At 60.7% G+C, this 19242-nt stretch carries 15 protein-coding genes, 1 tRNA gene and 1 pseudogene; 12 read left to right on the top strand and 5 right to left on the bottom strand.

Annotated features, from left to right (window positions below; genetic code table 11):
* Positions 1-29: 29 nt before the first annotated feature.
* Positions 30-1388 (bottom strand): 3-phosphoshikimate 1-carboxyvinyltransferase, encoded by a 1359-nt coding sequence (aroA, locus tag NKH70_RS32730; protein WP_352721539.1) that lies wholly within the window; start codon positions 1386-1388, stop codon positions 30-32.
* 195 nt (positions 1389-1583) lie between these two features.
* Here aroA and NKH70_RS32725 point away from each other — a divergent pair, with 195 nt between their 5' ends.
* The 3 genes from NKH70_RS32725 (at position 1584) to NKH70_RS32715 (ending at position 3378) form a co-directional block, all read left to right on the top strand.
* The gene (locus NKH70_RS32725; protein ID WP_352721538.1) at positions 1584-1973 is read left to right on the top strand and encodes a TIGR02300 family protein; all 390 of its coding nucleotides are present in this window, start codon (positions 1584-1586) and stop codon (positions 1971-1973) included.
* A gap of 162 nt (positions 1974-2135) precedes the next feature.
* A tRNA-Ala gene (locus tag NKH70_RS32720) sits at positions 2136-2211 on the top strand.
* Between the two features lie 237 nt (positions 2212-2448).
* Positions 2449-3378 (top strand): RNA-binding domain-containing protein, encoded by a 930-nt coding sequence (locus NKH70_RS32715; protein ID WP_352916688.1) that lies wholly within the window; start codon positions 2449-2451, stop codon positions 3376-3378.
* Positions 3379-4198: 820 nt separating this feature from the next.
* Here the strand turns inward: NKH70_RS32715 and NKH70_RS32710 are convergent.
* Both NKH70_RS32710 and NKH70_RS32705 read right to left on the bottom strand, forming a co-directional pair.
* Positions 4199-4387, bottom strand: a pseudogene (locus NKH70_RS32710) (SOS response-associated peptidase); the annotation flags it as partial.
* Positions 4388-4978, bottom strand: a complete 591-nt coding sequence (locus NKH70_RS32705; RefSeq protein WP_352721536.1) for a DUF922 domain-containing protein — start codon at positions 4976-4978, stop codon at positions 4388-4390.
* Between the two features lie 1017 nt (positions 4979-5995).
* On the opposite strand from NKH70_RS32705, the gene NKH70_RS32700 reads away from it, so the two are divergent.
* Both NKH70_RS32700 and NKH70_RS32695 read left to right on the top strand, forming a co-directional pair.
* Positions 5996-6241 (top strand): hypothetical protein, encoded by a 246-nt coding sequence (locus tag NKH70_RS32700; RefSeq protein ID WP_352721534.1) that lies wholly within the window; start codon positions 5996-5998, stop codon positions 6239-6241.
* Between the two features lie 101 nt (positions 6242-6342).
* Positions 6343-6540: a hypothetical protein gene (locus NKH70_RS32695; protein ID WP_352721532.1), complete on the top strand. Its 198-nt coding sequence runs from the start codon at positions 6343-6345 to the stop codon at positions 6538-6540.
* 62 nt (positions 6541-6602) lie between these two features.
* Here NKH70_RS32695 and NKH70_RS32690 read toward each other — a convergent pair whose 3' ends face one another.
* Positions 6603-6827, bottom strand: coding sequence for a hypothetical protein (locus tag NKH70_RS32690; protein WP_352464442.1), 225 nt, complete (start codon positions 6825-6827; stop codon positions 6603-6605).
* Between the two features lie 180 nt (positions 6828-7007).
* On the opposite strand from NKH70_RS32690, the gene NKH70_RS32685 reads away from it, so the two are divergent.
* From NKH70_RS32685 to NKH70_RS32675, 3 genes are all read left to right on the top strand, one after another.
* On the top strand, positions 7008-7226 hold the full coding sequence (locus NKH70_RS32685) for a hypothetical protein (protein ID WP_352916677.1): 219 nt from the start codon (positions 7008-7010) through the stop codon (positions 7224-7226).
* Positions 7227-8203: 977 nt separating this feature from the next.
* The gene (locus NKH70_RS32680) at positions 8204-8335 is read left to right on the top strand and encodes a hypothetical protein (RefSeq protein ID WP_352464439.1); all 132 of its coding nucleotides are present in this window, start codon (positions 8204-8206) and stop codon (positions 8333-8335) included.
* Positions 8336-8392: 57 nt separating this feature from the next.
* Entirely contained in the window at positions 8393-8641 is a 249-nt protein-coding gene (locus tag NKH70_RS32675; RefSeq protein ID WP_352464438.1) for a DUF6894 family protein, read from the top strand.
* 387 nt (positions 8642-9028) lie between these two features.
* Here NKH70_RS32675 and NKH70_RS32670 read toward each other — a convergent pair whose 3' ends face one another.
* On the bottom strand, positions 9029-9340 hold the full coding sequence (locus NKH70_RS32670) for a hypothetical protein (protein ID WP_352721529.1): 312 nt from the start codon (positions 9338-9340) through the stop codon (positions 9029-9031).
* A 282-nt stretch (positions 9341-9622) separates the two neighbouring features.
* Here NKH70_RS32670 and NKH70_RS32665 point away from each other — a divergent pair, with 282 nt between their 5' ends.
* From NKH70_RS32665 to NKH70_RS32650, 4 genes are all read left to right on the top strand, one after another.
* A complete protein-coding gene (locus NKH70_RS32665; protein ID WP_353027236.1) occupies positions 9623-15334 on the top strand; it encodes a HAMP domain-containing protein in 5712 nt (1903 codons plus the stop codon).
* Between the two features lie 52 nt (positions 15335-15386).
* Positions 15387-17450, top strand: a complete 2064-nt coding sequence (locus NKH70_RS32660; RefSeq protein ID WP_352721527.1) for a PAS domain-containing hybrid sensor histidine kinase/response regulator — start codon at positions 15387-15389, stop codon at positions 17448-17450.
* Between the two features lie 56 nt (positions 17451-17506).
* Positions 17507-18394 carry an alpha/beta fold hydrolase gene (locus NKH70_RS32655; RefSeq protein ID WP_352721525.1) on the top strand — a complete coding sequence of 296 codons (888 nt, stop codon included), beginning with the start codon at positions 17507-17509 and terminating at the stop codon, positions 18392-18394.
* Between the two features lie 199 nt (positions 18395-18593).
* The coding region (locus NKH70_RS32650) for a helicase HerA domain-containing protein (protein WP_353027234.1) at positions 18594-19242 on the top strand (649 nt) is incomplete at its 3' end.

Below are 19242 nucleotides of genomic sequence, written 5' to 3'. Positions count from 1 at the left end.
AACCCCCAAGGCTAGTGATTGCCATCAAGCTACTCGATCTCCGCACCGAGCCCCTTCATCAGCCCCATGAATTCCGGAAAGCTCGTTGCGATCATCGCCTGGTCGTCGATGGTCACCGGCTTTTCCGTCGCCAGCCCCATCACCAGAAAGCTCATGGCGATGCGGTGGTCGAGATGGGTCTGGACGATGGTGCCCTGTCCGTTGGGATGCTGGCCGAGGCCCTTGCCGCCGGGTTTTCCGCGCACGACAAGCGAGGCCTCGCCTTCGCTGCAGTCCACGCCGTTGAGCTTCAGCCCTTCGGCCACTGCCGACAGCCGGTCGGATTCCTTCACGCGCAGCTCTTCCAGGCCAAGCATCAGCGTTGCGCCCTCGGCGAAGCTGGCCGCCACGGCAAGCACCGGATATTCGTCGATCATGGTCGGCGCCCGTTCGGGCGGTACGGTGACGCCTTTCAGCTCGGAGTAACGCACGCGCAGGTCGGCGACGTCTTCGCCGCCTTCATTGCGGCGGTCGAGAATGTCGATCCGGGCGCCCATTTCCTGCAGCGTCAGCAGAAGACCTGTGCGGGTCGGGTTCATCAGCACGTTTTCGATGGTGATGTCCGAGCCCGGCACGATCAGCGCCGCCACCAGCGGAAAGCCGGCCGAGGAGGGGTCGCCAGGCACCGCGATCGTCTGCCCCATGAGCTTGCCCTGGCCTTCGATGAAAATGTGGCGCACGCCGCGCTCGTCGGTCTCGACCGACAGATTGGCGCCGAACCCCTTGAGCATCTTTTCGGTGTGGTCGCGCGTCATCACCGGCTCGATGACGGTCGTAATACCCGGCGTGTTCAACCCGGCCAGCAGCACCGCCGACTTGACTTGTGCCGAGGCCATCGGCACGCGGTAGGTGATCGGCGCGGCGTGCTTGGGCCCGTGCAGCGTGATCGGCATGCGGTCGCCAGGCGTCGCCTTCAGCACCTGCACGCCCATCTGGCGGAGCGGTTCGAGCACGCGGCCCATCGGCCGGCCCGACAGTGAGGCGTCGCCGATGAAGGTGGTTTCCATGTCATAGGTGCCGACCAGGCCCATGGTGAGGCGTGAGCCCGTGCCGGCATTGCCGAAATCGAGCGGGCCTTCCGGCTGCAGCAGCGCGCCGTTGCCGGTACCGCGGATCACCCACTCAGCGCCATGCTTCTCGATATGAGCGCCCATGGCCTTCATGGCAGCGCCCGTACGCATTACGTCCTCGCCTTCCAGCAGCCCGGTGATGCGGGTTTCGCCGGAGGCCAGGCCACCGAACATGAACGAGCGGTGCGAGATCGACTTGTCGCCCGGCACCCGTGCCGCGCCTGAAAGGCCAGATGATTTGCGGGCGGTGGCCTGCTTCGGGGCGGCAGTGTGCGACATGGTTCTTTCCTGGGAAACGCCGGCGGCCGGCCATTTTCGTCTGGTTTGCGCGGTCTCCTATCATGGCGGACCGAAATGGTCATCCCCTTGGTATGAAGGCCTTCGAATTCAAGCTTTTTGGGACGCCGGCTTTTCGCTTTGACAGCGCCGTAAACTCTGGTTAAGGGGACCAAACTTTCATCGACGAGGCTTGCTGTGGCAAAACCCGAACTTGGCACCAAACGCATCGACCCGGAGACGGGTCGAAAATTCTATGACTTGAACAAGGACCCGATCGTCTCGCCTTACACGGGCAAGAGCTATCCGCGCTCCTATTTCGAAGAAGGCAAGATCGCCGCCCTCGAGGAGGAAGAGGAAGTTGCCGAGAAGGAAGTAGACACCGAGGAGGAAGAGGGCGTCGAGGTCGTCTCGCTCGAAGAGGCGGACGAGGACGCGAAGGCCGACGAGCTTCCCGATCTCGGCGATGACGAGGACGACGTTGACCTTGGCGATGACGAGGATGACACATTCCTCGCCGACGAGGAGGAAGAAGATGATGACGTTGCCGACATGATCGGCGTCGGCGAAGACGACGACGAAGTCTGAGCGAACCGCATTCGCCGGCTTTCGCCGCGCCGCCTAGAAAAAGCGGTTCTTGAAGGCTTGATATTGACTGAAGGCGGGGTTAGAAGCCGCCTGCACTAACGGCGCGGTCTCAACCCGCGCCGGATCTCTTCGCCGGAAACGGCGCCGGCGAACTGCCGGAGTGGGGCCATAGCTCAGTTGGGAGAGCGCTTGAATGGCATTCAAGAGGTCGTCGGTTCGATTCCGATTGGCTCCACCAGTTCTTCCTACAAGGAAATCAACAACTTAGTTGATGTCCGGTTTCGGGCCATTCTGCTAAAAATCCCTTGGGGCACCGCCAGACTCCTTTTCGACCTAGAAAAGAGTTTGCCCCGCTGGGGGCGTTATTATTTACACTGCTCCTCGCCGGGGGTGATACACAATGACTTTCGATGAGTGGATTTCTGGTGGCGAGGTCCGACTGGCCGAAGCAATCCAGCAAGCTGCGTAAGAAACTCTGCAGCTCGACTTTAAAGGTTCGGCTGCCGGGAAGCCCGGCGCACTGTTCAACGACGGCAAGCTGACAAAGGACGGGCGGCGAGCTATCGGAAAAGTGCTTTCGGCGTTTAGCAACTCGGCTGGCGGGGTGGTGTTAATCGGCGTGGATTGCAGATCGATTGGGGAGGGGGCGGACGTCGCTCAAGCGCTCGATCCTGTACCAGTCTGGGAGACGGCCTTGAGCGCGGTAAGCTCGGCCGTTGGAGACCTACTACAGCCGAAGAACGGTGGCATTCGAGTGGCCGGATTTCCGTCTATGAATGATAATTCCGTTGGTTACCTATTAATCGACGTCCCTCGTTCGGAACGACGTCCGCACATGTGCAACATGGCGAAGCAGTATTTTAAGCGATCTGCTTCGAGCAGCTATGCGATGGAGCATTTCGATATCGAAGACGCTTTTCGCAGAAACGGCTCTCCGGACCTGGATCTTGTATATGACTTCACGGAGAACATGACCTCCGGACCGCTGGTGAACGCCTCAATCAGCTTAGCGATAAAGAACGAGGGCCTAGCGACAGCTAAGCATGTTTCGCTGACCGTTATTGAGCGGTCGGGGGTTAGGACAAAAAATGGCAGCCCATATGGCGCCGCGCTGACCAAGGTTCAACAATTCGGAGAGAGTCTTCGCCTAATCGGCCCAGAGGGTTTCGTGGTGAACCCTGGTGATACGCAAATCTTCGAGCATTTCGCAATCCAGTTCAACTTCGAAGGGCCGGTTTTCAAGGCAGGCGGAATGCCAATCGACGCCGCGACCTTTCTTTCGCGGTATTCACTCAGCGCCGAAAACATGCGCCCGAAACAAGGAACTTTAGTCTTGGGTCCTGCTGATTTCGATCGTGGGGCCCGCCTATTGAAACCAGGCAACATAAAGATGAGCCCACCATGAGGCGGGGTGCTCTGAAGGGACTGTTTGCCCGCTGTTTTCAAGCATGAATCCCTGTTGGCGCGGCTCACTGCTCCTCCACTGTTCTCAGTGGGGAACGGCCGCCGGACGCTGTTCCGCCGCTGTTTTCAGCGAGCGTGCTAACCGTTCCCCAACTGTTTTCAATTGCAGCGGTTAATCCGGAATCCCCGAATTAAATTCGGCTCAAGCCCTTGGCGGCACCACTCAAACGAATGGCAATTATCTGTCTGAATGCGTTTAGGGTCCATTCGCGGAGGCCCACGCATCCGTCGCGTGGGGGACACAGTAACTTCCCCTTTAAAGGCGTCGAGATGCCACGAGCACCGAAAAGTCAGTTCCTTAGACCTAAAGATCGAGCGATCTGCCAGCGGGTTGTCGACCAGATAGCCGCCGACGCCAAATCGTACAGCACCTCGATAGACAGCCAGATTCTCGCGTCGACCACACTGTCTCTCTTTCAATCGGGGGTCGTCAATGAAGTGAATTTGCTGGCACATGTTCGCGCGCGTCGCCATGACTTCACCAAGCAGGCCGGCACTGCGTCGCAGGTCGCTTCTTGACGCCCTCAGGAGCTGGCCGGCATGCACCGGCACTCGCCACCTTGCCCGATAGCGAGTGAAAAAATGGGTGGCCTGAGGCGCTCACCCACTCTGACGAGTAGCATGCTGTTCCGACGCTGTTCTGAGCATCCGACTCAACCGGGTGTGCCAGTCCGTTTTGAGAATCCGGTAACGAACCGCTCCCTCACGGCGCTTCTCGCTTCATCCTGTCGATGATCTCTATTATCGTAACCGCTGTTCTCAGGCCACGGCATTCCCCAGTGGAGATTGGCAAGCTCGCGCGCGCGGTCCTGCGCATTGCGGACTACAGGCCCGAATTGGTTGGGATAGATGTCAATGGAGGGTTCAAGGTTGCCTACGACATCGCGCAAGGCGCGGGTCCATTGGCGGATCGCTTCGTGCGACGTGGTGATGTTGTAGAGATTGCTCAACTATGGTTCTCGATAAAATTCTGTCGTGGCTTTTCCAACCGCACCGTTGGGTCCGTTTTGCTCGTCAACGTATTGCTGGTTCACTTTTTTGAATTTTTGATCGATGGAATGCAACCGCTGAGCAACAAAGCTCCTGAGACGATTACAACTGCGGTCGTTCTTCATCGACAGGTTAGCCGTTAACTCATCCATGGCGTTAGTCGTTTGAATGGCCCACTGTCGCGTTTTCGCGTCACTAGCGACCACTGTGGATAGGAACGCGTTCCAACGCTTTCGCAATTTCGGCGACACCTTGCCCTCTAGCCGCGGATAGGTCGTAATAAGATACAGCGTATAATCCGCCTCCCTGACATAGCAAGTGGATGGCTCCGAATGGGCAAACTCAATCTCGCGTCTTATGGTTGCCGTCAGCTTGGCTCCCCCACGTCGGGTCAACTGTCGGCCGATTTCCTTGCTGGAGATTCCCGTAATTCCGTAGGGGGTATCCTTTGGGATGACTTTGACACCGGCCTGCGCAACTGAAGCACAAATCAATGTTCCAGCCATCGCCAAAGCGGCGAACAAGTTGGATGCTGCCGATGCTGCTCGCATATAGCCCCCACTAACGTTTACCAAAAATTGGCCACCGACTTGTCCCGGCAGCTAAACTTGCCGCCCGTACCCGAGTCCTTGATGCTTCCGTTGCAGAAGCGGCCGTTGGAATATGTTACTCGTACAGGACAACTGGTGGTCAGGTGTACCCCGCTCACGCGCAAATCGCCAACTGCCGAGGCCGCGCCAGACAGCTTGCAGGCAGCAAATACCCCTAATTCCACGCTGCGTTACCCAGCCAAGCGGACAGCATCACCGATCAGCGGCCGAAAATTTGGATAAGCGCCCTAAGATCTCGCCGCCCCTTCCATCACAGACGAAAATGTCTGCCCTTGAGCATCAGGATATTCGGATCATCTTCCTCGTCTTCATCGGGCTCCTAAGCGGCCGGTGCCTCCAGCAGGTCGATGGCGGGCATCATTGAAAACAACGAAATGTAGGCGCGACTGCGGAGTGCTTAGTTTGATTTGACTCGCGTAATGCACCGGCAGTTTAATCTCCTGTCAGGGCAAAGAGGGGCCACGAACAGGGAGAAAACAATGGCCGTGCAAAAGGAAGACTACCGAACGAACAGAGCCGACTTTGCCATCGCTGCTATGCATAGTCGAGCGACCGCTGAGGACGACCGTGCCGAGCTAGTCGCATCAAGAAAGTCCCTTTGGCTCAGAGATCGGCGATCTGCAATATTGGTTGCAAACCCGTCAGAAAGCACCCCTCAACCGAAGGCTAAACCGCGCGGTTAGCGGGTCAGGTCGTAGCCACTTCCTCCTGCTATCGTCAATCGCGCCCTTGCGAGGGCGAAGCTTTTGACGTTGCGTGTGAGTAGGGGGATATCACATTGCGCAAACACCACACCTTCGCGGCGGCGGGGGCCGCGATTATCCTTTTGAGCGGATGCTCTGGTTCCGGGCCCAAGGATGCCGGATGGGGGTTCGCCAGGCCGAGGCAGCCATCGCATTGGTTCTGTTTTGAACACCGTGCCGACGGAGAAGCGTATCTTAAGGGGCACGTCGAAAAATGATCAGCCCGCCAAGACGACAGGGCGAATATGCCGATCGCGAAATCGATTGCCAGGAGGCAATGGAGCCGGGCTTTCAGGCGATCGTCGACCTGCATGATCGATGCGGGCTGGGCGCCCGGGGAGGTCATGCGGTCGCTCAAGAGGCTCATCGCTGCCGACAACATGATGCAGAAGGAAAAATGCCAAGAGTCGAGGCGCAACTCGTCATTGCGCGCGCCATGATGCGCTTCGGCCGGCCTTGACGATCGACAGCCCAGCGCCAGTATCCTGGCGATGGATGGGAACGATATCGGCCCCCATGTGTTAGAAATCCATGGACACTATGGAACCCCAGGGCCACGGGATGGCGGCCGATATTTTGACATCGGAAGTTGCCAATGCCAGGCAGCGCATCCACCGGACCGAGCTCGCGCTTCAACGCACTGAAGAAATGCTGGCCGAGAATCTTGCGCTGTGCAGCAGGATACGAACTGCGGTCGAGGCCGCAGACCGCTTGGTGGAGATCGATCCCGCCAGCGTTGAAGGACGCCGCGCGGGTTGACCTGGGCTGGCGTTTCATTCGTCGCGACCTTCAGGCCACCGGCGCCCAGGCCACCGGCGTCATCACCGTGCGAACAAGCCGGAACCAACGGCGACCACAAGCGGTTTACCAATCGAAGGGACCGCAATGGATTCGGAATAATGGAATTTTTGGATATGGAACTGGCGAGAGCCCGACAGCGGCTTAACCGGGCCGAGCGCTCCCTCGAACGTGCAAATGAAATGCTGGATGAAGGCTGCGGTGTCGGCATCAATATCGCGCTGTGCAGCAGGATCCGGGCTGCGCAACGACGCGTGGCCGAGGCGAGATTGCGGTTGACGAAGATCGAGCCTGGCCAGCCTGGCCGCACGGAGCAGCTCACAAGGTTTGAGCCTATTGGCCGATAGCCGCACAGCGATCTAGCGGCAGAGCGATAGGTCTGGCTCATGCGAAGCGGATGCGGCGTGGGCTGAACCGGCCTGCAGCTCGTGAGCCTGGCGATCGAGCTGACCTGCCCGGCCGGCGTGCTGCCGAGCGAGGAGGCAGTCAACTTGCTCTATGGACCGTTGCCGGTGCATGAGGGCGAGGCGCTTGCAAAGGCCATCATCGAAACCGTCGACCGACTGACCCGGTGCCGAGACCAAGTCAGTGACCAAGCCCTAAAGCTTCGGCCGCAGATCGAGGGTCAACAGACGCGCTTCTCTTAGGATCGAGGCACGATCGAGCCCGATCAGAGATGCGATGTCACGTATTTGCTGCTCAGTGGCACCGGACTCCCGTGCAAGCGCGCGTAGATTTTCGTCCGTCAGGCCTGCCGGCCTTGATTCTTTTTTCGGCCATCACACCAATGCCTCCGGTTGGGGCAGGAGTGCGATGGTCGCTCCCAAGCGTCAGCGCCCATGGTGCGTAGCTGGCGATCTTTCATAGTACGTTCTCGCGCCGATTTTAGCCAGTGGCCTTCGTTTTAGGCAGTGTCTCGGGTGACACTACCTTCTTTTAGTGGTCCTGATCCTCGTCGTCGAAGGCCAGCAGCGAAGCGTGGCGTACCATGATCATTTTATTAAATTAGCAATGATGCATGAACGGGCGTATAATCCGCTCCAGCTGGGGGCGAACGCTCTCAGCCGGTACGCCCAGCGGCCAAATCGCCCGTCCAACTGCCGTCGCGCTATCAGGTTATGATGGGTGACGACGTGAGACGGGATAAGCACAATCCGCCAACTATGAAGGGCAAAATCCACGGGTCGCCGGACAACGACGAACCGGGGCATTTGGAGTTCTGCCCAATTTGCGGCCAGACATTCGACAAGCGAAACCTTGTCGAAGTGCTGCATCATCACCTTCCCGAGCATGAGCCGTTCGCGACGGATAGGTGACAGAGGTCGAAGCCGCCTCGGTATTCCGCGAATTGGATAAAAAGTCCCGCCGCACATGCCAGGACGGCGGGATCCGATCAAGTGGCTTGCACCAGGCTGGGGGGATGCGGGGGTTGGGCTTGCCCGGTGCACGGGGACCGTCCGGAACTTTAGGCCCATCATCTGCAATGCGTCCACCAACCGTCGGTGGAAGAAATTCGGCTACCGACAGATCGGTCATCCCGGATCGCTGTGGCCAGCAACTCGTGCCAGTGACGGCATCTCGTGTGAAAGCCTTTGTTGAAGAAACTAAGGAACGGCTCACGCGCATGGCCGAGGAAGGCGGCAAGGTGACAATCGACCTTGGAACGCTTATGACGATTGATATCGACCAGGTCAGGCTGGTCGAGAAGTACAGGGCGCCGAAGCGCAAAAAGCCCCTGCGGGACATGCTGAATTAGCTCTTTGTATGTAAAAAACAGACATTGAACATTTTCCGGCAATCCTAGTTAGGATGGATGCCGCGCTATTTCTTCGACTTGTCCAGCAATGGAGAGACCTTCCCAGACCCTGAAGGTTCAGAGCTTCCGAGCCTGGAATCTGCGGAGGACGAGGCAGCAAAAACGCTGCTTGAAATCGCAAGAGAAAAGCTGTCCGATGGCACCTACCACGAGGCTGGCATTCAAGTCCGCGACGAAGCAGGCAACCAGCTAGTCCAGATCGTGGTCAAATTCGAACTGAACCGCATAGCGCCCATCAGACAATGAATCGATGGGAACCTGATCGTCTTCACCTTGAAGGTGCCCGGTTATGCCAAGCGCGGGCGTGGCGTCATGTGGACGACCTTCATTCGACTATCGAAGAGACGCGTCGGACAATCGAAGCATCGCGCCAGTTGCTGGCCCAGCTAGCCGCCAAAGAGGACCGGCCCCTGATAACTGATCAAGAAGAACGGCCACCCGTCCCGGACTGGCCGCCGCCTATCGCGGAACCTAGCTGAGACTAGTGTAATCGGCCGCCCGGCCTGGGCTCGCCCTTCATCCAAAAATGGCGCACCCGTGCCCGGTCAGTGCACGTTTCTGCCTGTAGTTTGAACCGCGAGCACCGGGACTCGACCAGGCAGCGGGCTGAAATGACCGCTGAGCAAAACTCCGTTACTTGTTGCAGTTCTGCATATCCGACGTCATAGCCCCGCTGGGGGTGTTGTTGTCGGCATCGTTGCCCGCCGTATCCTTGCAGCGGTCCTCCATACCGTTTGTCTGCGGCGTGGTGGCATTCGTTGCGTTCGGATCGATCGTGTTCGGGGTAGTTGCGCTGCCAGTCCCGGTGTTGCCGCCGGAAGTGCCTGTGTTGACGCCGGTATTGGGGCCGTTACCCGTTCCGCCGGTCCCGGAGCCCATCGATTGTGCCATGGCAGATGTAGCCAGACCGATAGCAAGTAGGGATGCAGAGAGAATTTTGATCATCTTAGTGTCTCCATCGAGTTGCATCGCGCTATCGCGATCTATACCCAACGAGAGTTTTTTCGAGATGTTCCGTTGGACAGAAATAGTGATCGATACAATCACTATGGACCTTTGTTGCTCGTCGTTTCATGAATGCGACGCCGAAATTCCTGCCGCATAGCGGCAATTTCGTCTGGAACCAAATCGAGCATGCCGCGTTGTTGCGCTTGCGGGGAGTTGTGTCGGGCCGCAGGGGATACCAGGACATTCAAGAAATCCGTGAGCTGGGAGGGCGCTGTGAGCGTGCTTGCATCCACAAGGCAATTGGATCGCCGTCAAATACTGAACGCACTGAAGGCTTTTCGGAGCGGTGATTTCTCCGTTCGCATCGACAATGTCTACGCCGGCCTCGATTCCGAGATCGCCGATACCTTCAACGAAATCGTAGAGCTCAACGATCAGGTCACGCGCGAGTTCGAACGCCTCAGCAAGGTCGTCGGCAAGGATGGCCGGATCGGCGAACGCGGCCGTGTCCGCAACGCCACCGGCAGCTGGGAATCGAGCGTCCGTTCCGTCAACGATCTGATCGAGGACATGGTTCAGCCGACGGCCGAAGTGGCGCGCGTCATCGGCGCGGTCGCCAAGGGCGACCTGTCGCAGACGATGATGGTCGAAATCGACGGCCGGCCGTTGCGCGGCGAATTCCTGCGCATCGGCAAGATCGTCAACACCATGGTCGGGCAACTGGCCTCCTTCGCCTCGGAGGTGACGCGCGTGGCGCGCGAGGTCGGCACCGAAGGCAAGCTCGGCGGCCAGGCGCGCGTGAAGGGTGTGGCCGGGACCTGGAAGGACCTGACCGACAACGTCAACGCGATGGCGACGAACCTGACCGGACAGGTGCGCAACATCGCCGAGGTGACGACCGCCGTCGCTTCCGGCGACCTGTCGAAGAAGATCACCGTCGATGTGAAGGGCGAAATCCTCGAGCTCAAGAACACCATCAATACGATGGTCGACCAGCTGAATTCCTTTGCCTCGGAAGTGACACGCGTTGCGCGCGAGGTCGGTACAGAAGGCAAGCTCGGCGGCCAGGCGCGCGTCGAAGGTGTCGGCGGCACCTGGAAGGACTTGACCGACAACGTGAACCTGATGGCCGAAAACCTGACCGGCCAGGTGCGCAACATCGCCGAGGTGACTACGGCTGTGGCGCTTGGCGACCTGTCGAAGAAGATCACGGTCGACGTCAAGGGCGAGATCCTCGAGCTGAAATCGACGATCAACACCATGGTCGACCAGCTGAACTCCTTTGCCGGCGAAGTGACGCGCGTCGCCCGCGAAGTCGGCACCGAGGGCAAGCTTGGCGGCCAGGCTCAGGTGCGCGGCGTTGCCGGCACCTGGAAGGACTTGACCGACAACGTCAATTCGATGGCCGAGAACCTGACCGGCCAGGTCCGCAACATCGCCGAGGTGACGACCGCCGTCGCTTCCGGCGACTTGTCGAAGAAGATCACCGTCGCCGTGCAAGGCGAAATCCTCGAGCTCAAGGACACCATCAACACGATGGTCGATCAATTGAACTCCTTCGCGTCCGAAGTGACGCGCGTGGCGCGCGAGGTCGGCACCGAAGGCAAGCTCGGCGGCCAGGCCGAGGTGAAGGGGGTCGGCGGCACCTGGAAGGACCTGACCGATAACGTCAACCTGATGGCCGCCAACCTGACCGGCCAGGTGCGCAACATCGCCGAGGTCACCACCGCAGTGGCGCGCGGCGACCTGTCAAAGAAGATCACCGTCGACGTCAAGGGCGAAATCCTGGAGCTCAAGGACACCGTCAACACGATGGTCGACCAGCTGAACTCCTTCGCCTCGGAAGTGACGCGTGTGGCGCGCGAAGTGGGTTCGGAAGGCAAGCTCGGCGGCCAGGCGCATGTCGAGGGCGTCGGCGGCACCTGGAAGGACCTGACCGACAACGTCAACGCCATGGCCGGCAATCTGACCGTGCAATTGCGCGACGTCTCCAAGGTGGCGACGGCAATTGCGACCGGCGACCTGACCCAGAAGATCACGGTCGATGCGCTGGGCGAGATCCTGCAGATCAAGGACGTCATCAACACGATGGTCGACCAGCTGAATTCCTTCGCCTCCGAGGTGACGCGCGTGGCGCGCGAGGTCGGTTCCGACGGCAAGCTCGGCGGCCAGGCACAGGTGCGCGGTGTTGCCGGTACCTGGAAAGACCTGACCGACAACGTCAATGCGATGGCCGCCAACCTGACCGGCCAGGTGCGCAACATCGCCGAGGTGACGACGGCAGTGGCGCTGGGCGACCTGTCGAAGAAGATCACGGTCGATGTGCGCGGCGAGATCCTCGAGCTCAAGGACACCATCAATACGATGGTCGACCAGCTGAATTCCTTTGCCTCCGAAGTGACGCGTGTGGCGCGCGAGGTCGGCACCGAAGGCAAGCTCGGCGGCCAGGCGCAGGTGCGCGGCGTTGCCGGCACCTGGAAGGATCTGACCGACAATGTGAATTCGATGGCCGAGAACCTGACCGGCCAGGTCCGCAACATCGCCGAGGTGACGACGGCTGTGGCGCGCGGCGACCTGTCGAAGAAGATCACCGTCGACGTCAAGGGCGAGATCTTGGAGCTGAAATCGACGATCAACACCATGGTCGACCAGCTGAACTCCTTTGCCGGCGAAGTGACGCGTGTCGCCCGCGAGGTCGGCACCGAGGGCAAGCTCGGCGGCCAGGCGCGGGTCGAGGGCGTCGCCGGTACCTGGAAGGACCTGACCGACAACGTCAACCTGATGGCGACGAACCTGACCAACCAGGTGCGCGGCATCGCCGAGGTCGTGACCGCGGTCGCGCAAGGCAATCTCAAGCGCAAGCTGACGGTCGATGCCAAAGGCGAGATCGCCTCGCTCGCCGACACCATCAACGGCATGATCGAGACGCTGGCGACCTTCGCCGACCAGGTGACCAACGTCGCCCGCGAGGTGGGCATCGAAGGCAAGCTCGGCGGTCAGGCCCGGGTGCCCGGCGCTGCCGGCCTTTGGCGCGACCTGACCGACAACGTCAATCAGCTCGCCGCCAACCTGACCACCCAGGTGCGCGCCATCGCCGAGGTGTCGACTGCGGTGACCAAGGGCGATCTGACCCGCTCGATCAGCGTCCAGGCCTCCGGTGAGGTGGCGGCCCTGAAAGACAACATCAACGAGATGATCCGCAATCTGAAGGACCAGACGCTGAAGAATGCCGAGCAGGACTGGCTGAAGACCAATCTCGCCCGGTTCTCGCGCATGCTGCAGGGCGAGCGCGACCTGGCCACGGTCTCGCGTCTGATCATGTCCGAACTCGCCCCGCTGGTGAATGCGCAATATGGCGTGTTCTACGTGACCAACCGCGACGAGGATGAATTCTATCTGGAGCTCGCCGCCTCCTATGGCGCCGAAAGCAAGGCGGAGATCAAGCAACGCCTCGATCTGCGCGAAGGCCTTGTCGGGCAAAGTGCCGCCGACAAGCGCGCCATCATGCTGGACAATGTGCCGCCGAATTTCCTGCGCGTCACCTCCGGCCTTGGCAATGCCGCGCCGGCGAACGTGATCATTCTTCCGGCTCTGTTCGAAGACGAGGTGAAGGCCGTCATCGAACTCGCCTCGTTCAGCGAATTCCGCGACACGCACCAGTCGTTCCTCAACCAGCTGATGGAATCCGTCGGCATCGTTCTCAACACCATCGCCGCCACCATGCGCACCGAAGGCCTCCTCAAGCAGTCGCAGCTGCTGACGTCGGAGTTGCAGGCGCGTCAGACCGAGCTGACCAAGAAGCAGGAGGAGCTGCACGCCACCAATGAGGAGCTGCAGGAAAAAGCGCAGCTGCTCGAGAACGAAAAGAAGCAGGTGGAGAACAAGAACCTCGAAATCGAGATGGCGCGACGGGCGCTGGAGGAGAAGGCCGAGCAGCTGGCGCTTACCTCGAAATACAAGTCGGAATTCCTCGCCAATATGAGCCACGAACTGCGCACGCCGCTGAACTCGCTGCTCATCCTTTCAAACCTGCTCGCAACCAACCAGCAAGGCAATCTCAACGACAAGCAGGTCGAGTTCGCGCGCACCATCAATTCGGCCGGCACCGATCTTTTGAGCCTCATCAACGACATCCTCGATCTGTCGAAGATCGAATCGGGCACCGTCTCGATCGACATCAACGACATGCCGGTGGTGCATCTTCGCCAGCATATGGAGCGAACCTTCCGGCAGCTGGCGACCGACAAGGGACTTGGCTTCACCATCAATGTCGACCCCGAGCTTCCGGAGACCGTTCGCACCGACGAGAAGCGATTGCAGCAAATTGTGCTCAACCTTTTGTCGAACGCGTTCAAATTCACCTCGCAAGGCGAGGTCCGCTTGAATTTCCGGGCCGAAAAGACGGGCCGTCACAACGGTTCGGCGCAACCGATAGAGGCGCTCGCGATCGTGGTCAGCGATACCGGCATCGGTATTCCGCAGGACAAGCAGAAGCTGATCTTCGAAGCCTTCCAGCAGGCCGACGGCACCACAAGCCGCAAATATGGCGGCACTGGGCTTGGGCTCTCGATCAGCCGGGAGATTGCCCGGCTGCTCGGCGGCGAATTGCGGGTCGAGAGCACGCCGGGCAAGGGTTCGACGTTCACGCTGGTCATTCCATTCGATGGACCCCGGATGGCGTTGGCCCCGCAAGCGGCGCTGCTGCCGGCGATGGAGGTGGCCGCAACGACAGCGCAGCCGAGCCCGCCGTCCTCCGAATTGCTCGATGACCGCGACACGATCTCACCGGAAGATCGGGTCGTGCTGATCGTCGAGGACGACCCGACCTTCGGCGGTCTGCTGCTCGGCCTCGCACGTTCGGCCGGGCTGAAAGGCGTCCTGTCGACCGCGGGCTCCGGCACGCTGGCTTTGGCGCGCAAGCTGGTTCCCGATGCTATCACGCTCGATCTCGGACTGTCGGATATCGACGGCTGGGTGTTGTTCGATCTGCTTCGCCACGACCCGAAAACCAAGGACATTCCCGTCCATGTCATTTCGGGCGCCGAGGATATCGAGGTGCTTGCCCGCAGGGGTGCATCCAGCATTTCAACCAAGCCCGTATCGTCGGACGAACTGATGAAGGTCTTCCAGGACATTCACTCCAGAAAGCTCCGCGTCCAGCGCCGCGTCCTGATTGCCGATACCGATCCCGAGCGCCGCCTTTCGCTGATCGACGCGATCCGCGACGGCGTCACCTCGGTCACCGCGATCGGCCGCGTCGCGGCGAATGCGGACGATATCGGCATCGCCAACTATGATGCCGTTGTGCTCGGCTTTGGCCGCTCGGCCAGGGACAACGCCCAGATGCTGGATGAGATTGCCGTTCTGTTCGGGCAGTCGGTGTCGCTACTGCTGTTCTTTGCGCCTCATCCGGAAGCGCTGCAACAGTCGCTCGCCTTGCATCCGGCATTGGCGGATGTTCCGCGGGCGGAGAATTTCGCTCAGCTGGCTCTCGTGATGTCGGCAACTCTCCCCGGGCGTGGACATGAAAACGATGATGCCACAGCCGAACAGCCGGACAATGTAGTTCTCGCCGGCGCAAAGGTCCTCATCGTCGACGACGACATCCGCAACATCTATTCGCTTACCAGCGTTCTCGAGACCTATGACATCCAGGTGCTGCATGCGGAGCGCGGCCGGGAAGGTATCGCGCTTCTGGAGCAGAGCCCGGACATCGACGCCGCACTGATCGATATCATGATGCCGGAAATGGATGGCTACGAGACGATGCGGCAGATCCGCGGCATGCCGGCGATTGCCCATATCCCGTTGATCTCGGTTACCGCCAAGGCAATGAAGGGCGACCGGCAGAAGTGCCTCGACGCCGGCGCCTCCGACTACATCGCCAAGCCTGTCGACCTCGATCTGCTGCTGGCATTGCTGCGTGTCTGGATCGGCCGCTCGCGATCCCGTGTCCATGGTCCGGAAAAGACGCTCATGGCAGTGAACTGACGGCCGCTCGATGCAGAAACTGTCGAGGCACGGAGCAAGAAAGCTGGGGGTCATGGCGCCGGCAGCGGGGCCGGCAAAGGCGCGCATCCTGGCCGTGGATGACGACGAGCGCAATCTGCTGGCGATCGGCGAGGTTCTGGCCCCTATCGGTGATGTCGTCTGCGTGCAGTCGGGCGAAGAGGCGTTGCGCGCTCTGCTGAAGGAGGATTTCGCCGTCATCCTGCTGGATGTGCTGATGCCGCGGCTGGACGGCTACGAGACGGCGGGCTTGATCCGCCAGCGCGAGCAATCCAGGCGAACGCCGATAATTTTTCTCACCGCCATCAACAAGGAAGACGCCCACATGCTGCGCGGCTATGACGCCGGCGCGGTGGATTACGTGTTCAAGCCTTTCGACCCGGCCATGCTGCGTTCCAAGGTCGCCGTGTTCGTCGAGCTTCATGAGAAGACGCTGGAAATCCAGCAAAAGGCGGCTGCCGAGCAAGGGCTGCTGGCCCAGGCACTGCAGGCGCAGAAGGAAAAGCTCGAGGCCGAGCAGGCGCTGCGCAGCGCCCAGGAGCGGCAGCATGCCATTTTGAGCTCTCTTCCGGTCTGCTTCCACGCGCGGGCGGCGGAGCCGCCGTTCGGCGCCAGCTTTGTCACCGAAGGGGTCGAACGCTTGACCGGCTTTCCTGCCGAACGGCTGACCTCCGATCCAGGCTTCGGCCTGAGCCGCGTTCATCCCGACGATCTGCCGAGAGTGAGGCAAGCCCTGCTCGCAGCCAAGGCCACCGGCTCCTACACCTGCGAATTCCGCTGGCAATGCGCCGACGGCAATTACCGGATTTTTCTCGACCAGGGCGTCCTGTCGAACGGCTCCGACAGCCAAAAGCCAGAGATCCTCGGCACATTGCTGGACATTACCGAGCGGCGCGAGCTTGAGAACCAGCTGCTGCAATCGCAGCGCATCGACGCGATCGGCAAGCTTACCGGCGGACTGGCGCATGATTTCAACAATCTGCTTGCCGCAATTCTCAGCGGATTGGGATTGCTCGAGCGCCACGCCGAGTTCGATGGACAGGCCAGGCAGGTTCTGGAACTGACACGCCGGTCGGCAAAACAGGGCGCCGAACTCGTCAACCGCATGCTTGCCTTCTCGCGCCGCCAGACACTGAGGCCGCAGGCCGTGCGCCTTGCCGCGCTCGGCGATACAATGAACGGGTTGGTGGCCCCGGTCCTGGGAGGCCTGATCCGTTTCGATTGGCTTGTCGACGACACTGTGTGGCCGGCGCATGTCGATGCCAGCCAGCTGGAGCTGGCGCTGATGAACCTGGTCTTCAACGCGCGCGATGCCATGCCGTCCGGCGGCACGATAATCGTGGAGGCGCAAAATCGAACGCTAGGCCGTGCAGCCGAGGATATTTCGGCGGGCGACTATGTCGTGGTCACCGTCAAGGACACGGGGTCGGGCATACCGGCCGACATTCTCGCCAAGGTCGTCGAACCGTTCTTCACGACAAAACCGGTCGGCAAAGGCACTGGCCTCGGTCTGAGCACGGTGCATGGCTTCGTCAAGCAATCGGGCGGCACGCTCCGCATTGAAAGCACCGTCGGCAGTGGAACAGCCGTCCAGCTCTGGCTGCCGCGTTCAATCGAGCGCCCGGTCGAAATCGCCGAGACGTCCGATGCCGACGACACCGTCGTGAATGCCGGCGAGGACTATCCATCGGTCCTGCTGATCGACGACAGCAATGTACTGCGGGAACTGACGGCGCAATCGCTTCGCCAACACGGCTTTGCGGTTACCTGCGCCGGGGGTGGCGCGGAAGCGTTGGCGATGATCGAGCGGGCGCCGTACGACTTCGACGTCATCGTCACCGATTTTGCCATGCCGCTCGTCTCGGGCCTGGAGGTCATTCGGTTCGCCCGCAATCTGCGGGCCGATTGGCCGGCGGTGATGATAACCGGATATGCCGACGCCGACGCGATCGCCGACCGGCCCCCCGACGTGCCGCTGCTCGGCAAACCACTGCGCGAAAAGGACCTGATGGAGAGCATTCTTGCGGCGGCTGCGCGCACCGGCTCGCAGAGGGCCAAGCAGGCCCAGCCGGTGAAGAAGCGGACCATTGGAACCTGACGTACAGGTTGTCGTTGGATAGGTCGCTGGCTGCGTTAGGATCGGAGGAAAGACTGATGGCGACAGCGGACTGGCCTCTTCCTGAACGCTTCACCTTTCAAGGGAACTCGATCGCCTGGGGCGCGATGGGCGAGGGCTCACCCGCGGTATTGCTGCATGGCACGCCTTTCTCATCGTCGGCATGGCGTAGAATTGCGCCTTTGCTCGGCCAACAGAGGCGAATCTATTGCTTTGACATGCTCGGCTATGGTCGATCCGACAAACCCGACAGCGACGTGTCCCGTGGCATGCAGAACGAGCTTTTCGCGGCCCTTTACGATCATTGGGGCCTGCGTGACCCCGATATCGTTGCGCATGATCTCGGCGGCTCAACAGCGTTGCGCGGTCATTTGCTCAACGGGCTCGACTACCGGTCGCTGGTGCTGATCGATCCGGTCGCAATCAGCCCGCAAGGCTCACCACTTGTTCAGGCCGCCAAGAAACACGAGACGGTCTTTTCCGGCCTCCCGCACTACATTCACGAAGCGATCCTGCGCGCCTACATCGGCGGCGCCGTAGCGAATGCGCTACGCGAGGAAGAGATGGCGCTTTACCTCGCGCCGTGGCTGGGAGCCGAAGGCCAAAAAGCCTTCTGGCGCCAGGTCGCTCAGATGGATGACAAATACTCGCAAGAGGTCGAGTGGCGATACGGTGAGATTCGTTGCCCCGTTGCCATCCTGTGGGGCGAGGACGACCAGTGGATTCCCATCGCCGACGGTCGCGAGCTCGCGCGCCGCATTTCGAGCGCTTCCTTCCACGTCGTGCCGAACGCGAAGCATCTTATGCAGGAGGACGCGCCGGAAGCGATCGTGGCGACAGTGCTTGGCTTCTGGCGAGACCTGGAGGAGCGGGCAAATGCCCGCAAAAAATCGGCTTCGGCCGCTCGATCTCCACCGCGTCAATGACCGCGTCGGGCGCCTCTATCCGGTAGCCGATGCCATGGACAAGAATCCACTCCTTAGTGGCAGTCTTGAATCGAAACGGTACGTTTCGTATCGTTTACCTGGCAGCATCCAGCCTGTGCGCAACACCGAGCGCCGGCCATGGCGCGCTCGACGGGCTGTGATGCGGTTGATAAGCCCTCTCCGCAAGGAGAGTCGAGATATGACCGTTGCGATCGAGATGGGCCAGACGAGCGCAGGCGCCCCGGCGGCGCTGGATCTTGAGGAACTGCTGGCGACGCGGCTTCTGGTGCAGGGGAATTCGGGCTCCGGCAAATCCCATCTGCTGCGCCGGCTCTTGGAGCAGAGCGCGCCCTGGGTGCAGCAGACCATTATCGACCCCGAGGGCGACTTCGTGACGCTCGGCGACCGTTTCGGCCATCTGGTGATCGATGCCGAGGAGCATACCGCGCGCGGCCTGCAGAGCGCCGGCGAGCGGGCGCGCATCCACCGCGTCTCCACGGTGCTCAATCTCGAAGGGCTCGACGCCGAGAACCAGATGCGGCGCGCCGCCGCCTTTCTCGGCGGGCTGTTCGAGGTCGCCCGCGACCACTGGTACCCGATGCTGGTGGTGGTCGACGAGGCGCAACTGTTCGCGCCGGCGGTTGCCGGTGAGGTTTCGGACGAGGCGCGCAAGCTCTCGCTCGGCGCCATGACCAATCTGATGTGCCGTGGCCGCAAACGCGGGCTTGCCGGTATCATCGCCACCCAGCGGCTGGCCAAGCTCGCCAAGAACGTCGCCGCCGAGGCTTCCAATTTCCTCATGGGCCGGACCTTCCTCGACATCGACATGGCGCGCGCCGCCGACCTTC

Origin of the sequence: Mesorhizobium sp. M0991 (genome assembly GCF_040318915.1) — a bacterium.
In the GTDB taxonomy this organism is placed as follows: Bacteria; Pseudomonadota; Alphaproteobacteria; order Rhizobiales; family Rhizobiaceae; genus Mesorhizobium.
The sequence above is the reverse complement of the archived record's forward strand: the minus strand, read 5'-3'. Positions and strand labels throughout refer to the sequence as shown.